This window comes from Burkholderia sp. 9779_493 (genome assembly GCF_015712215.1).
Taxonomy (GTDB): domain Bacteria; phylum Pseudomonadota; class Gammaproteobacteria; order Burkholderiales; family Burkholderiaceae; genus Burkholderia; species Burkholderia cenocepacia.
Genome location: NZ_JACCQA010000002.1, coordinates 1 through 14,401 on the forward strand (window position 1 = coordinate 1; position 14,401 = coordinate 14,401).

The following is a 14,401-nucleotide window of genomic DNA, read 5'->3' on the forward strand; positions in this document are numbered from 1 at the left end:
CGGATGCGGCGGGTGGTGGGTGGCGGGCAGGCCATGCGGTGATCCGCCGGAAGCGACGAACCCTGCAGTTTCGCCCGACGGGCCTCCCCGGAAACCCGTCCCGGCCGAATACCCGCGCCGGTGGCGGGGTGAACGCGCGACCGCGTGCGGCGGCGCGCGACTGGCCCTACAATCGCCGGACGTCATAAGCAAATTACCCGGCGCGATAACGGCCGGCATTGCCGGCGATGCGCGCCGGCCTTTTCCCAGATCACATCATGTTCACGAGACTGCGCGAAGACGTTGCAACGATTCGCGAGCGGGATCCCGCCGCTCGCAGTGCGTGGGAAGTGCTGACCTGTTATCCGGGGCTGCATGCGCTCGTGCTGCACCGTTTCGCGCACGCCTGCTGGCGCGCGAAGCGCTACTGGCTCGCGCGGTTCGCGTCGCAGGCCGGCCGGTTCCTGACCGGGATCGAGATCCACCCCGGCGCGACGATCGGCCGGCGCGTGTTCATCGATCACGGCATGGGTGTCGTGATCGGCGAGACGGCGATCATCGGCGACGACTGCACGATCTATCAGGGCGTGACGCTGGGCGGCACGTCGCTCACGCGCGGCGCGAAGCGCCATCCGACGCTCGAGGCCGGCGTGATCGTCGGCGCTGGCGCGAAGGTGCTCGGCGGTTTCACGGTGGGCGCGGGCGCGAAGATCGGCTCGAACGCGGTGGTCGTCAAGCCGGTGCCGCCCGGCGGCACGGCGGTCGGCAACCCGGCGCGCATCGTGATGCCGGCGCAGCCGAAGCCGCAACCCGAGCGCGCGGCATTCTGCGCGTACGGGATCACGCCGAACGCCGACGATCCGATGTCGCTTGCGATTCACGGGCTGATCGATCACGCGGCGAAGGAAAGCCGTCGCGTCGACGAGATCGTCGCGGCGCTCGAACGGCTCGGTACGCATCTGGAAACGCTGCAGGGCGCCGATGCGGCGCGCCTCGACCTGCGCAGGCTGTCCGCGGTGCTGGAAGGCAAGACGGTCGAACGCCAGATGTAACGAACGAGCAGGGCGCCCACGGCTGCCGGTCGATGCGACGACAGCGGCAGCGGTGGCGTCAGTCGAGCGGCATCGCGTGGATGCCTTCCGCGTCGACGCGCAGATAGCCGCCGCGCGGCGTGCCGTGATCGAGATCCCAGTCGGGCAGTACCCAGCGGATTCCGCCCGGTTCCGCGTGGCGCGCGGGGCGGTGCGTGTGGCCGTGAATGATCACGCTTGCGCGACTTTTCCGGAACAGCGCGGCCACGCCTTCCCGCGTGACGTCGTAGATTGCTGACACGGGGCGCATGCGGCCGGCTTCGCTGTTCGAGCGCATGCGCTGCGCGAGCGCGCGGCGCCAGCGGAACGGCCACGCGAGAAACAGCCATTGCGCGACGCGGTTGCGCGCGACGCGCCGGAACAACTGATAGCCGCGATCGGCCGTGCATTGCGCGTCGCCGTGCGCGAGCACGATGCGCTGGCCGAACGCCATGATCAGCGAGGGGTCGGGCAGCAGCATCGCACCGGCCGCCTTCATGAAGCGCCGGCCGAGCAGGAAATCGCGGTTGCCGTGCATCACGTAGAGCGCGATGCCGCGCTCCGAGAACGTGTGCATCAGCGCGGCCATGCGCGCGGCGAACGGATCGTCGTCGAGGATGTCGTCGCCGATCCAGTATTCGAACAGGTCGCCGAGGATGAACACCGAATCGGCGCTGTCGGCGGTGTATTTCACGAAATGCTCGAACGCGGCGACCGTCTTCGGAATCGCTTCGCTCAGGTGCAGATCGGAGAGAAACAGGAACGGGCGTGCGGCTTGCGCGTACTCGCGCTCGCCCGGCACGCCCGCGGAGACGCTTCGCGGCGGACTCTCCTGCAACATCGAAGTGCCTCCGTGACGGCTGGTGCGTCAGACCACCACGGCCTTTTCGATCACGACGTCGTCGGTCGGCACGTCCTGATGGAAGCCCGCGTTGCCCGTCTTGACGCCCTTGATCTTGTCGACCACGTCCTGGCCCTCGACGACCTTGCCGAACACCGCGTAACCCCAGCCCTGCGGCGTCGGCGACGAGTGGTTCAGGAAGTCGTTGTCGTTCACGTTGATGAAGAACTGGGCGGTCGCCGAGTGCGGATCGTTCGTGCGCGCCATCGCGATCGTGTAGTTGTCGTTCTTCAGGCCGTTGTTCGCCTCGTTGTCGATCGGCGCGTCGGTCGGCTTCTGCTTCAGGCCCGGCTCGAAGCCGCCGCCCTGGATCATGAAGCCGTTGATCACGCGGTGGAACACGGTGCCGTCGTAATGGCCCTTCTTCACGTAGTTCAGGAAGTTTTCGACCGTCTTCGGTGCCTTCGCGGCGTCGAGTTCGAGCTTGATCACGCCGTGGTTCGTATGCAGTTCAACCATGATGAATTCCTTCGGTGAGGCGGTTTAAATGGCACGCGGCCGGTCGTGCGACGCGGCCGCGTGTGGCGCCGGACGTGCCGGCAGGTGCTTACTTCGAGACGATGCTCGCCGATTCGATCACGACCGGTTGCGCCGGCACGTCCTGCATCGGGCCGCGCGAGGTCGTCGCCACGCCTTCGATCTTCTTCACGACGTCGAGGCCCGACACGACCTTGCCGAACACCGCGTAGCCGTTGCCGTCCGGGTTCGGATAGTCGAGGCCGCTGTTGTCGACCGTATTGATGAAGAACTGCGCGGTGGCCGAATTCGGATCGCTCGTGCGCGCCATCGCGATCGTGCCGGTCAGGTTCTTCAGACCATTGCGGCTTTCCAGCGGGATCGGCGCGCGGGTCGGCTTTTCCTCGAAGTTGGTCTTGTAGCCGCCGCCCTGGATCATGAAGCCCTTGATCACGCGATGGAAGATCGTGCCGTTGTACTGGCCGGCCTTCACGTAATCGAGGAAGTTGGCGACGGATTTCGGCGCCTTCTCCGGATAGAGCTCGACGCGGATGTCGCCCTGCGAGGTCTTCAGCTGCACGACGGGGTGCGCGGTGGCCGTTTGCGCGAACGCGGGCGCGGTCGCGAGAAGGGCGGCGCCGCCAAGCGCCAGCAACAGACGTTTCATTGCGATCCTCAGGTTGGGAGGGAAGGAAGGGCGCGCCGCTTATTGCGACGGCGCGACGTACGGTGCCGCCAGTGCGCCCGACGGACCGTTGAACTGGAACGTCGGCGACATCGGCAGCGTGGTGGTGCTCACGTTCGCGGCGGCGCGGTCGGTGTAGGCGCGCGTGGCCGGCGTCGTCGCGCGGGCGTTCGGCGCGGCTTTCGGCGGCGACACGATCTTCTGGAGATCGGCGAGGCGCTGCGCGGTCGCGCCGCTCGTGCGGCCGAGCGATTGCGCGCGCTTGTACGATTCGGAAGCGAGCCGCAGGTAGAGGTCGCCGAGGTTCTCGTACGCGAGCGAGTAGCTCGGGTTCGATTGCGTCGCGGTGACGAGCGCGGTGCGCGCTTCGTCATAGCGGCCGTGCTTCGCGTAGAGCGCCGCGAGGTTGTTGTACGGCTCGGGCAGTTCGGGGTACGCCTGCGTGATCGCGACGAACTGCTGGATCGCGTCGTCGTCGCGGTTCAGGCGGGCCAGCACGGTGCCGCGCTTGAACTGCGCCTGCACGTCGTGCGGATTCGACGCGATGCGCGCGTCGAGCTGCGCGAGCGCCTGCTTCCACTGCTTGCCGGCGATCGACGCGTCGATTTCGGGGGTGCCGTCGGCGACCGCCGGGGCCTTTTGCGCATGCGCCGCGGGAGCCGCGAAAAGCGTCAGCGCGACGCCCATGACGGTGGTCGCAACGAGGGTCGCAGCGCTCGGCGCGCGGCCGCGATGAGGTTTCATAGGCGTAAATCGGAATGTTATACTCCGAGCCATTCTAACAAAACGTCTGCGCGTTCCGGCGAGCGGCAGACAGTCTTTCTTAGCCTCTCGTGGCCGTCACCGCTGTGCTTGCAGCCTGACCGCCCCATGTGATATCGAGGACGCGCGGCCTGGCGCCGCAGCAGATGGTCCGTCCGTTTCACATGCTGGGCGAGCTTCGCCAGGGCGGTTTCCTTCGGCTCACGGTTCATCTCTATGGAATCACTGCGCATCTACAACACGCTCGCGCGTGACAAGCAAGTTTTCGTGCCGCGCCAGTCCGGCGAAGTGCGGATGTACGTATGCGGGATCACCGTCTACGACTATTGTCACGTGGGCCACGCGCGCATGCTGGTCGTGTTCGACCTCGTCCAGCGCTGGTTGCGTGCGATCGGCTATCGGGTCACGTATGTGCGCAACATCACCGACATCGACGACAAGATCATCCGCCGCGCGGTCGAGAACGGCGAGACGATCAAGTCGCTGACCGACCGCTTCATCGGCGCGATGCACGAGGACGAAAGCGCGCTGGGCATCCAGCGGCCCGACATCGAGCCGCGCGCGACGCAGTTCATCCCGCAGATGCTCGGCATGATCGAGACGCTCGAGACGAACGGCTACGCGTACCAGGCGAGCGACGGCGACGTCAATTACTCGGTGCGCAAGTTCACGAACTACGGGAAGCTGTCGGGCAAGTCGCTCGACGATCTGCGCGCGGGCGAGCGCGTCGCCGCGAACGACGCGAAGGAAGATCCGCTCGATTTCGTGCTGTGGAAGCGTGCGAAGCCGGAAGATCCGGAAGGCGCGTCGTGGGCGTCGAAGTACGGAATGGGTCGCCCGGGCTGGCACATCGAGTGCTCGGCGATGGGCTGCTCGCTGCTCGGCAATCATTTCGACATCCACGGCGGCGGGCAGGATCTGCAATTCCCGCACCACGAGAACGAGATCGCGCAGAGCGAGGGCGCGACCGGCGAGACGTTCGTCAATTACTGGATGCACAACGGCTTCGTGCAGGTCGACAACGAGAAGATGTCGAAATCGCTCGGCAACTTCTTCACGATCCGCGAGGTGCTCGAGCGTTACGACGCGGAAGTCATGCGCTTCTTCATCGTGCGCACGCACTATCGTTCGCCGCTCAATTACAGCGACGTGCATCTCGACGATGCGCGCGCGTCGCTCACGCGTCTGTACACGGCGCTGAAGGACGTCGACGCCGATACGCTCGCGCTCGACTGGAACGAGCCGCACGCGCAGCGTTTCGCGGCCGCGATGAACGACGATTTCAACACGCCGGTCGCGGTGGCGACGCTGTTCGAGCTGGCGGGCGAAGTCAACCGCACGCGCGACGCGTCGCTCGCGCGGCAACTGAAACAGCTGGCGGGCCTGCTGGGCCTGCTGGGCCGCGAACCGCGCGCGTTCCTGCAGCAGGCGTCGGGCGCCGCGCAGGCGGGCGGGCTCGCGGCCGACGAGATCGAAGCGAAGATCGCCGCGCGCGTCGCGGCGAAGCAAGCGAAGGACTATGCCGAAGCGGACCGGATCCGGGCGGAATTGCTCGAAGCCGGTATCGCACTTGAAGACAAACCGGGCGGATCGACCGAATGGCGTCGCGTATGAGCGCGGTGCGTTCCACTGACCGATCCGTCAGGTAGGAGGCAAGATGGCAACGGCCAGAAAAGCGCCGGTCAGGCGCGCGACCCCGGTCGCCGCGCGTCCGGCAGCCAAGCGTGTACCGGCGGCGAAGTCGGACGCGACGCGCGCCGTGCCGAACGGCGCGCTGAACGGTCATGCGCAGCCGGCGGCCGCGCTGCCGGCCGCCGACGCGGCCCGCAAGACACGTGCGTCCGAAGCGGACGGCGAGGAGGTCGTCGTGCGTCCTGCCTATTGGGACAAGGCATGCGCGGACCTCGTCAAGCGCGACCGGATCCTGAAGAAACTGATTCCGAAGTTCGGTCCCGCGCATCTCGTGAAGCGCGGCGACCCGTTCGTCACGCTCGCGCGCTCGGTCGTCGGCCAGCAGATTTCGGTGCCGTCCGCGCAGTCGCTGTGGGCGCGCATCGAGGACGCCTGTCCGAAACTCGCACCGCAGCCGGTGATCCGGCTCGGCGCGGACAAGCTGATCGCGTGCGGGTTGTCGAAGCGCAAGACGGAATACATCCTCGATCTCGCGCAGCATTTCGTGTCGGGGGCGCTGCACGTCGACAAATGGATGTCGATGGACGACGAGGACGTGATCGCGGAACTCACGCAGATCCGCGGCATCAGCCGCTGGACGGCCGAGATGTTCCTGATCTTCAACCTGTCGCGGCCGGACGTGCTGCCGCTCGACGACCCGGGCCTGATCCGTGCGATCAGCGTCAATTACTTCAGCGGGGAACCCGTCACGCGCAGCGAGGCGCGCGAGGTTGCGGCCAACTGGGAGCCGTGGCGCACCGTCGCGACCTGGTACATGTGGCGCAGCCTCGATGCGCCCGACGCCGACGCCTGAGTGTCGGCTATCGGGTTTTAAACATCAATAGTTGAGAGCCGGTTTTGAGCGTCGCCCGCGCGGGTAGAATACGCGCTGCCGCAAGACCCAAGGATTCGAACACATGAAGACCACGTTTCTGGATTTCGAACAGCCGATCGCCGAACTCGAGGCCAAGATCGAAGAGCTGCGATTCGTGCAGGACGACTCGGCTGTCGATATTTCGGAAGAAATCGAGCGGCTGTCGAAGAAAAGCCAGCAACTGACGAAAGACCTCTACGCGAACCTGTCGCCATGGCAGGTTTCGCAGATCGCGCGGCACCCGCAGCGTCCGTACACGCTCGATTACGTTGCGGAACTGTTTACCGATTTTCACGAGCTGCATGGCGACCGCGCGTTCGCGGACGACCTGTCGATCGTCGGCGGTCTCGCGCGCTTCGGCGGCCATCCGTGCATGGTGATCGGTCACCAGAAGGGCCGCGACACGAAGGAGCGCGCCGCGCGCAACTTCGGGATGCCGCGCCCGGAAGGCTATCGCAAGGCCGAACGGCTGATGCGTCTGGCCGAGAAGTTCGGGCTGCCGATCTTCACGTTCGTCGACACGCCGGGTGCGTACCCGGGTATCGGCGCGGAAGAGCGCGGCCAGTCGGAGGCGATCGGCCGCAACCTGTACGTGATGGCCGAGCTGAAGACGCCGATCATCACGACGGTGATCGGCGAGGGCGGCTCGGGCGGTGCGCTGGCGATCGCGGTGGCCGACACCGTGATGATGCTGCAGTTCTCGACCTACTCGGTGATCTCGCCGGAAGGCTGTGCGTCGATCCTGTGGAAGAGCGCCGCGAAGGCGCCGGAAGCCGCGGAAGCGCTCGGCCTGACCGCGCACCGCCTGAAGGCGCTTGGCCTGATCGACAAGATCATCAACGAGCCGCTCGGCGGCGCGCATCGCGATCCGAAGGGCATGGCCGCGCTGCTGCGCCGTGCGCTGGCCGATTCGCTGCGCCAGTTCCAGGGCATGAGCATCGACGCGCTGCGCGAGCGTCGCTTCGAGCGCCTGATGGCCTACGGCAAGTTCAAGGAAACCACGCCGGGCGCATGACCGGCTGCGTATTCAATTCGCGCGCCGTTGCGCGCGTGTCCCGCTCGTGATCCCGCCCACCGAATTCTCCGCCGACCGCGCCGTACTCGACGCGGTCGGCGTTGCGCTTTCCAGCCTGCCGCCTGATGCGCGCATCGCGATCGCCTACAGCGGCGGCCTCGATTCGACCGTGCTGCTCGACGCGGCCGTGCGCGTCGCGGGCGCCTCGCGCTGCGTCGCGCTGCACGTGCATCACGGCCTGAGCGCGAACGCGGACGCCTGGGTCGCGCATGCCGAAGCGGATGCGGCGCGACTCGGTGTTGCATTCGAATCGATGCGCGTCGACGTGCCGCGCGACAGCGGGCTCGGCATCGAGGCGACCGCGCGCGAGCGTCGCTACGCGGCGCTCGACGCGATGGGTGAACGCCACGGCGTGGCGACGCTGTGGCTCGCGCAACATGCGGACGATCAGGCCGAGACGGTGCTGCTGCAACTGTTGCGCGGGGCGGGAATCGCGGGGCTTGCCGCGATGGCGCCGCGTTATCGCCCCGACGGCGTGAGCATCGAGCGTGTGCGCCCGTTGCTGCGGCTGTTGCGCGCACAACTCGAGCGCTATGCGGAGCAGCACGCGCTTGCCTGGATCGATGACGAATCGAACGGCGATACGCGCTATGCGCGCAATGCGCTGCGCCTCGACGTGCTGCCGGCGCTGGCCGTGCATTTTCCGGGTTTTCGCGATGCGCTCGGTCGCGCGGCCCAGCATGCGGCCGCCGCGCAGCGGCTGCTCGACGATCTGGCCGAGCTGGATTTCGCCGTCGCCGCGCGCGACGACGGGCGGGCGCTGTCGCGCGACGCGCTGATCGGATTCGACGATACGCGCGGTGCGAATCTGCTGCGCTTCTGGATGCGCCGGCTCGGTTTGCCGGGCGCGTCGGCTGCGCGGCTCGCCAACATGATGCGGCAACTGCGTGCCGCGCACGACGCGCATGCGCTGCGCGTCGATCACGCGGGGCAGTGCCTGAGGCTCTATCGCGATGTCGTGTACTGGGAAGCGGGCGACAGCAGCGAACCGGCCGACGACGGCACCGGTACGCCGCACCCGGAGGCGGCGCTTGCATGGGACGGGCAGGAAGTGTGGCATCTGCCGGGATGGCGCGGCACGTTCGTGTTCGCGCCGGCCGACGCGGGGAGCGCCGATGCGGTACCGGAGGCGCTGCTGCGCGGTGCGCGGCTGGCTGCGCGCGCCCGGGCGGGCGGCGAACGGATGCGTACGTCGCCGGGCGGGCCGGGTCGGACGCTGAAAAACCTGTTCCAGGAGCGCGGCGTGCCGGCCTGGCAGCGCGACGTGCCGCTGCTGTTCGCGGGCGACCGGCTGATCTACGTGCCGCGGCTGGGCGTCAATCGCGACATCGACGTGCCTGACGGCGCGACGTCCGGCGCCGCCGCATGGCGCCGGATCGAATGGTGTCCCGACCTGCTGATCGCGTAGCGGCGGCAGCCTGCCGGCGGCGCGATGGCGTGCCCGTTTTCACCATTTGGTAAACAGCGCCGGAACGGCCGCCGACACGGCGTGCGGCTTGTCAAGCGGGCTTCTATCGGGTACGCTCGGTCGTTTGCTCGGCTCGATTTTTGAGCGTTTTGTGCAGGTTTTCCGCGTGACGTACCCGGTTTGCGCGGCCTGATCGGCCTTCCGGGCAAAATCCGTCACGCTTGCGTGTTGCGTCCCAGCCGTCCCCCTCGTCGTCCGTCCACAGCCACAAGCCGCGTGACCGAACGGCTACGCGGCCTGCCCAGCGCGCCCGTGCGGTTTCTCCTCCAGTTCAGAACGACAATGGCACTCATCGTACACAAATACGGCGGCACTTCGATGGGCTCGGTCGAGCGCATCAAGAACGTCGCGAAACGCGTCGCAAAATGGCATCAGGCCGGGCACCAGATGGTGGTCGTGCCGTCGGCGATGTCCGGCGAAACCAACCGTCTGCTCGGTCTCGCGAAAGAGATTTCGAGCCAGCCGAGCCCGCGTGAGCTCGACATGATCGCGTCGACCGGCGAGCAGGTCAGCGTCGGCCTGCTGTCGATCGCGCTGCAGGAAATCGGCGTCGAGGCCGTGAGCTATGCCGGCTGGCAAGTGCCGATCAAGACCGACAGCGCGTTTACGAAAGCACGCATTCACTCGATCGACGACGAGCGTGTGAAGGACGATCTGAACGCGGGCAAGGTCGTGATCATCACGGGCTTCCAGGGCGTTGATCCGGACGGCCACATCACGACGCTGGGCCGGGGCGGCTCTGACACGTCGGCGGTGGCGGTGGCGGCTGCGCTGGGTGCCGAAGAGTGCCTGATCTATACCGACGTCGACGGCGTCTACACGACCGATCCGCGTGTCGTCGAAGAGGCGCGCCGCCTCGATCGCGTGACGTTCGAGGAAATGCTGGAAATGGCCAGCCTCGGCTCGAAGGTCCTGCAGATCCGCTCGGTCGAATTCGCCGGCAAATACCAGGTGAAGACGCGTGTGCTGTCGAGCCTGACCGATCCGCTGATTGCGCTCGACGAAGAAATGCGCTCGGGCACCCTGATTACTTTTGAAGAAGACGAGACCATGGAAAAGGCAGTCATTTCCGGCATCGCGTTCCAGCGCGACGAAGCACGCATTGCTGTGATGGGCGTGCCCGACAAGCCGGGCATCGCATATCAGATCCTCGGGCCGGTGGCCGATGCGAACGTCGACGTCGACATGATCATCCAGAACCAGAGCGTCGAAGGCAAAACCGACTTCACGTTCACGGTTGGTCGCGGCGACTACCAGAAGGCGATGGATATCCTCACCAACCAGGTGCAGGGCCATGTGAGCGCCGAGCGCGTGCAGGGTGACCCGAAGGTGTCGAAGGTGTCGGTCGTCGGCGTCGGCATGCGGTCGCACGTGGGCGTCGCGAGCAAGATGTTCCGCACGTTGTCGGAAGAGGGCATCAACATCCAGATGATCTCGACGTCCGAAATCAAGATTTCGGTGCTGATCGACGAGAAATACATGGAGCTGGCCGTCCGCGCGCTGCACAAGGCATTCGAACTCGACCAGGCATCGTGAATTTTTCGTGATGCATTGAAGAAAATGCATCACGGAAATTGACGGGCGGTTCGAAACCCTATATTATTTCGTTCTCGTCGCACTGCCTCCCTGGTGCGAGCGAAAGTTTGGGAGACGTGGCCGAGAGGTCGAAGGCACTCCCCTGCTAAGGGAGCATCTGGGCCAAAACCTGGATCGAGGGTTCGAATCCCTCCGTCTCCGCCAAAAGCGGTGACAAAGCCCCGCAAGTTCTCGGACTTGCGGGGCTTTTTCTTTTTCAGTCCTCAGCGGGCCCATCAGCAAGAATGCGCTGGACGTAGGTGGGTACCGGTTGGCGCCGCGTGGTATTGCGCGCTGCCGTCGCGCGCGAGGGCAGCGCTTGACGATTGCTCGTCCGGGCACGCCGGGGAAAAGACCCATCCGAGATGCTTCGGAACGCGCCTGAAGCGGCGGATGCGGCTGCCGAGCGTCCCAAGCATGCCGGACTGGCCTCTGCGGGCAAGCGCCCGGAGCGGGTGGCCCTGCCGTAGCACAGCTGCGGTCTCAAGCGGTAAGCCGCCGATCTCCGCAAGGTCTCGATAACACGCCCGATCTCCTCTGATTGCATGACCTGATAGCGCGCAGAGACAACCGACAGCAGTGCTTCGGTATCCGAACGATAGAGGGCCTTCCGTTCGTGAAACGCGTGAATCGAGCCGAGGCTGCGATTGCCAGCGGCGACGAAGCGCACTTCGTCTTGTTCGATCCGCCCGTTCATGCCGGCGGCACGCTTCCAGACTTCGAGCCGGCGCCGGATCGTGCTTGCCCGGCCGATCCTCGCTCAAATGCACGCGGCACGAAATGAAATAACAATGAAAGGTTATTTGTAAGGAGCGAGGCGCCGAGCGACCGGGGCACAGCCGAACACCGATCATGCTGTTCCGGCCCTCCGAAATGACCGGTTGACATCAAAAATGCGGCGCTGCGTCGATTTTCATCGCGCACGGCATCAAGCAATACGAAAAATTACTCAAACAAATCAGTGAACTACGCTGCCGCCGAAAATCGATGCTCTGCTGCGCTGCAGAAAATAATCAATCGTCTTATGCTGGTTAACCCGATCGCATTTGAGCGGCGTCAAGTTTTCCGGTGATGCCGCTTTACATTTTGCCAACATTGGCGATTCACGAAATCTACCTGTCGATTTGATTTCGTTCCTTTCGTCGCGCCTTTCCCCGATGCAGGGCGCGACCTCCTCAAGGCCCTGTTGACATGCATGATTTCCCCTTCCTGAGCCTGGCCATCTGGGTTCCGATACTGTTCGGCGCGGGCCTGCTGCGCGCCGGTTCCGACCAGCAGGCACGCCGGATACGACTGATCGCGCTGGTCGGCGCGATTGCCGGGCTGGCGGCCGTGGTTCCGCTCGTTGCCGGCTTCGATGCGCATTCGGCCGCGATGCAGTTCGTCGAAAGACGCGACTGGCTGGCGGCATTCAATTCCGGGTGGCGGGTCGGCATCGACGGCGCGTCGCTCTGGCTCGTCGTGCTGACCGCATTCACGACACTCGTGGTGGTGGTGGCGTCGTGGGAGTCGGTCACGGTGCGCGTCGCGCAGTACTACGCGTCATTCCTGATCCTGTCGGGGCTGATGGTCGGCGTGTTCGTCGCGCAGGACGGGCTGCTGTTCTTCATCTTCTTCGAGGCGACGCTGATCCCGCTGTACTTGCTGATCGGCACGTGGGGGCGCGAGCGACGCGTGTATGCGGCCGTGAAGTTCTTCTTCATCTCGTTCGCCGGCTCGCTGTTGCTGCTGATGGCGATGCTGTACCTGTACGCGCAGTCGCATACGTTCGACATGGCCGTGTGGCGCACGCTGCAGCTCGGTTTCGCGCCGCAGTTGCTGGTGTTCCTCGGCTTCTTCGCCGCGTTCGCGGTCAAGGTGCCGATGTGGCCGGTCCACACGTGGCTGAGCGACGTCTACACGGACGGCCCGACGGGCGCCGCGCTGATGCTCGCGATGCTCAAGCTCGGCGGCTACGGGTTCCTGCGCTTCGCGCTGCCGATCACGCCGGACGCGAGTCACTTCTTCGCGCCGGCCGTGATCGCGCTGTCGCTGTTCGCGATCGTCTACGCGAGCCTCGTCGCGCTCGCGCAGACCGACCTCGGCAAGCTGCTGGCGTATTCGACGGTCGCGCACATGGGGATCGTCACGCTCGGCCTGTTCCTGTTCAATCGGATCGGCGTCGAAGGCGCGATCGTGCAGCTCGTGTCGTACGGCTTCGTGGCGGGCGCGATGCTGCTGTGCGTGAACGTGCTCGTGGACCGCACCAAGCAGCGCGAGATCGCCGCGTACGGCGGCGTGGCGGGCGTGATGCCGCGTTTCGCGACCTTCACGCTGCTGTTCGCGATGGCCAACGTCGGCCTGCCGGGCACGTCGGGGTTCGTCGGCGAGTTCATGGTGATCATGGGCGCGATCCGCTTCAATTTCTGGATCGGCGCGATCGCGGCGCTCACGCTGATCCTCAGCGCGTCGTACACGCTGTGGATGCTCAAGCGCGTCGTGTTCGGCAAGGTCGCGAGCCAGCGGATCGCGAAGCTCGCCGACCTGAACCGTCGCGAGATCGTGATGTTCGCGTCGCTCGCGCTGATCGTGCTCGCGGTCGGCATCGATCCGAAGCCGTTCACCGATGCGATCGATCCGACCGTCGGCAGGCTGATCCAGGAAGCGAGCCATTCGAAGGTGCCGGCAGGGGATGGCCCCACGCCGGCGCTGCCGTCGTACATGGCCTCGACGCACGACTGATCCCGGCACGTCGAGCCGCGCAAGCGCGCCGCCTCACGCGGCGCGCGTCGTTGCGCGCGCATCGATCACGGTCCGGCACGGCGCGTGCCGGGCCCGCTTCCGGCTGCGTGAAATTGCCCCGCGACAATGTGACTCACGGCAGATTTTGCAATGATGATTTGCCGCATGCACCGGTTTTTCATCGCACTCGCGCGACGTATGATTCGGCCAATTTCGTGAATCGAATGCGCATCGGGCGTACGCAAACGGATTCAATGACCCTCGGGCTGTGTGATGAAAAGAAGAGCTTCAAGAGGCTGGTCGGCGCTGATGTCCATGGGCGCGGCATTGAGCCTGTCAGGTTGTAATTTAGATGTACTAAATCCGAAAGGAAGCGTGGGTGCGGCCGAAAAGGCGCTGATCGCGACGTCCACCTGGGCGATGCTGATCGTCGTCGTGCCGGTGATCCTGCTCACGCTATGGTTCGCGTGGCGTTACCGCGCGTCGAACCGCAACGCCGCCTATGCGCCGAACTGGTCGCACTCGACCGCGATCGAGGTCGTGATCTGGACCGTACCGACGCTGATCATCCTGTTCCTCGGCGTGCTCACGTGGAAGACCACCCACGAGCTCGATCCGTACAAGCCGCTCGAATCGGCGGTGAAGCCGCTCGACGTCGAGGTGGTCGCGCTCGACTGGAAGTGGCTGTTCATCTATCCGGAACTCGGTATCGCGTCGGTGAACCAGCTCGCGATTCCGGTCGGCACGCCGGTGAACTTCCGCATCACGTCGGATTCGGTGATGAACTCGTTCTTCATCCCGCAGCTCGGCGGCCAGGTCTACGCGATGGCCGGCATGCAGACGCGCCTGCACCTGATCGCCGACGAGCCCGGCAACTACGCGGGCACGTCCGCCAACTTCAGCGGCCGCGGTTTCTCCGACATGAAGTTCCGCACGCTCGCCGAGCCGCGCGAGCAGTTCGATGCGTGGGTGCAGAAGGTGAAGGCGTCGCCGGACCGGCTCGACGCGACCCTGTACGGCAGCGTCGCGCAGCCGAGCGAGAAGGCGCCGGTGCGCTACTTCTCGTCGGTCGATCCGAGGCTCTTCCACAACATCATCGCGAAATACAACGATGGCCACGTCCTCGACCTGAAGGACGCCGCCTGCGGCACGAAGGGGTAACGC

General features: G+C 65.6%; 12 protein-coding genes, 1 tRNA gene and 2 pseudogenes. 9 read left to right on the plus strand and 6 right to left on the minus strand.

Annotated features, from left to right (window positions below; translation table 11 throughout):
* Positions 1–257: 257 nt before the first annotated feature.
* Positions 258–1,031 carry a serine O-acetyltransferase gene (gene cysE, locus H0X95_RS01545; protein WP_012492700.1) on the plus strand — a complete coding sequence of 258 codons (774 nt, stop codon included), beginning with the start codon at positions 258–260 and terminating at the stop codon, positions 1,029–1,031.
* Positions 1,032–1,089: 58 nt separating this feature from the next.
* Here the strand turns inward: cysE and H0X95_RS01550 are convergent, their stop codons facing one another.
* From H0X95_RS01550 to H0X95_RS01565, 4 genes are all read right to left on the minus strand, one after another.
* A complete protein-coding gene (locus H0X95_RS01550; RefSeq protein WP_006483982.1) occupies positions 1,090–1,890 on the minus strand; it encodes a UDP-2,3-diacylglucosamine diphosphatase in 801 nt (266 codons plus the stop codon).
* A gap of 27 nt (positions 1,891–1,917) precedes the next feature.
* Positions 1,918–2,409: a peptidylprolyl isomerase gene (locus H0X95_RS01555; protein WP_006483987.1), complete on the minus strand. Its 492-nt coding sequence runs from the start codon at positions 2,407–2,409 to the stop codon at positions 1,918–1,920.
* Positions 2,410–2,497: 88 nt separating this feature from the next.
* On the minus strand, positions 2,498–3,073 hold the full coding sequence (locus H0X95_RS01560; RefSeq protein ID WP_006484003.1) for a peptidylprolyl isomerase: 576 nt from the start codon (positions 3,071–3,073) through the stop codon (positions 2,498–2,500).
* A gap of 39 nt (positions 3,074–3,112) precedes the next feature.
* Positions 3,113–3,835: a tetratricopeptide repeat protein gene (locus tag H0X95_RS01565; RefSeq protein ID WP_080403580.1), complete on the minus strand. Its 723-nt coding sequence runs from the start codon at positions 3,833–3,835 to the stop codon at positions 3,113–3,115.
* A gap of 234 nt (positions 3,836–4,069) precedes the next feature.
* Between H0X95_RS01565 and cysS the strand changes: the two genes are divergently transcribed.
* The 4 genes from cysS to tilS all read left to right on the plus strand — a co-directional run bounded on the left by cysS (position 4,070) and on the right by tilS (position 8,881).
* Positions 4,070–5,467 (plus strand): cysteine--tRNA ligase, encoded by a 1,398-nt coding sequence (gene cysS, locus H0X95_RS01570; RefSeq protein WP_006484007.1) that lies wholly within the window; start codon positions 4,070–4,072, stop codon positions 5,465–5,467.
* A 43-nt stretch (positions 5,468–5,510) separates the two neighbouring features.
* Positions 5,511–6,338, plus strand: a complete 828-nt coding sequence (locus tag H0X95_RS01575; RefSeq protein ID WP_006484005.1) for a DNA-3-methyladenine glycosylase family protein — start codon at positions 5,511–5,513, stop codon at positions 6,336–6,338.
* A 103-nt stretch (positions 6,339–6,441) separates the two neighbouring features.
* Positions 6,442–7,413, plus strand: a complete 972-nt coding sequence (locus tag H0X95_RS01580) for an acetyl-CoA carboxylase carboxyltransferase subunit alpha (protein WP_006478433.1) — start codon at positions 6,442–6,444, stop codon at positions 7,411–7,413.
* A 46-nt stretch (positions 7,414–7,459) separates the two neighbouring features.
* Entirely contained in the window at positions 7,460–8,881 is a 1,422-nt protein-coding gene (tilS, locus tag H0X95_RS01585; RefSeq protein ID WP_059722814.1) for a tRNA lysidine(34) synthetase TilS, read from the plus strand.
* 122 nt (positions 8,882–9,003) lie between these two features.
* Here the strand turns inward: tilS and H0X95_RS36355 are convergent.
* Positions 9,004–9,241 (minus strand): annotated as a pseudogene (locus tag H0X95_RS36355) (hypothetical protein); the annotation flags it as partial.
* Between H0X95_RS36355 and H0X95_RS01590 the strand changes: the two are divergent.
* Positions 9,224–10,477: an aspartate kinase gene (locus tag H0X95_RS01590; RefSeq protein WP_012492698.1), complete on the plus strand. Its 1,254-nt coding sequence runs from the start codon at positions 9,224–9,226 to the stop codon at positions 10,475–10,477. The pseudogene H0X95_RS36355 and the gene H0X95_RS01590 overlap by 18 nt on opposite strands.
* Before the next feature lie 110 nt (positions 10,478–10,587).
* A tRNA-Ser gene (locus tag H0X95_RS01595) sits at positions 10,588–10,681 on the plus strand.
* 248 nt (positions 10,682–10,929) lie between these two features.
* Here the strand turns inward: H0X95_RS01595 and H0X95_RS35860 are convergent.
* Positions 10,930–11,243: pseudogene (locus H0X95_RS35860) on the minus strand (DUF932 domain-containing protein); the annotation flags it as partial.
* A gap of 464 nt (positions 11,244–11,707) precedes the next feature.
* Between H0X95_RS35860 and H0X95_RS01600 the strand changes: the two are divergent.
* Positions 11,708–13,237 (plus strand): complex I subunit 4 family protein, encoded by a 1,530-nt coding sequence (locus tag H0X95_RS01600; RefSeq protein ID WP_006483984.1) that lies wholly within the window; start codon positions 11,708–11,710, stop codon positions 13,235–13,237.
* 273 nt (positions 13,238–13,510) lie between these two features.
* Positions 13,511–14,398, plus strand: coding sequence for a ubiquinol oxidase subunit II (cyoA, locus tag H0X95_RS01605; protein WP_012492697.1), 888 nt, complete (start codon positions 13,511–13,513; stop codon positions 14,396–14,398).
* Positions 14,399–14,401 lie beyond the last annotated feature (3 nt).

What these genes read in the sequence shown, in the direction of transcription:
- cysE (WP_012492700.1), top strand. Translation starts at nt 258, where the DNA reads ATGTTCACGAGACTGCGCGAAGACGTTGCAACGATTCGCGAGCGGGAT.
- H0X95_RS01550 (WP_006483982.1), bottom strand. Translation starts at nt 1,890, where the DNA reads ATGTTGCAGGAGAGTCCGCCGCGAAGCGTCTCCGCGGGCGTGCCGGGC.
- H0X95_RS01555 (WP_006483987.1), bottom strand. Translation starts at nt 2,409, where the DNA reads ATGGTTGAACTGCATACGAACCACGGCGTGATCAAGCTCGAACTCGAC.
- H0X95_RS01560 (WP_006484003.1), bottom strand. Translation starts at nt 3,073, where the DNA reads ATGAAACGTCTGTTGCTGGCGCTTGGCGGCGCCGCCCTTCTCGCGACC.
- H0X95_RS01565 (WP_080403580.1), bottom strand. Translation starts at nt 3,835, where the DNA reads ATGAAACCTCATCGCGGCCGCGCGCCGAGCGCTGCGACCCTCGTTGCG.
- cysS (WP_006484007.1), top strand. Translation starts at nt 4,070, where the DNA reads ATGGAATCACTGCGCATCTACAACACGCTCGCGCGTGACAAGCAAGTT.
- H0X95_RS01575 (WP_006484005.1), top strand. Translation starts at nt 5,511, where the DNA reads ATGGCAACGGCCAGAAAAGCGCCGGTCAGGCGCGCGACCCCGGTCGCC.
- H0X95_RS01580 (WP_006478433.1), top strand. Translation starts at nt 6,442, where the DNA reads ATGAAGACCACGTTTCTGGATTTCGAACAGCCGATCGCCGAACTCGAG.
- H0X95_RS01590 (WP_012492698.1), top strand. Translation starts at nt 9,224, where the DNA reads ATGGCACTCATCGTACACAAATACGGCGGCACTTCGATGGGCTCGGTC.
- H0X95_RS01600 (WP_006483984.1), top strand. Translation starts at nt 11,708, where the DNA reads ATGCATGATTTCCCCTTCCTGAGCCTGGCCATCTGGGTTCCGATACTG.
- cyoA (WP_012492697.1), top strand. Translation starts at nt 13,511, where the DNA reads ATGAAAAGAAGAGCTTCAAGAGGCTGGTCGGCGCTGATGTCCATGGGC.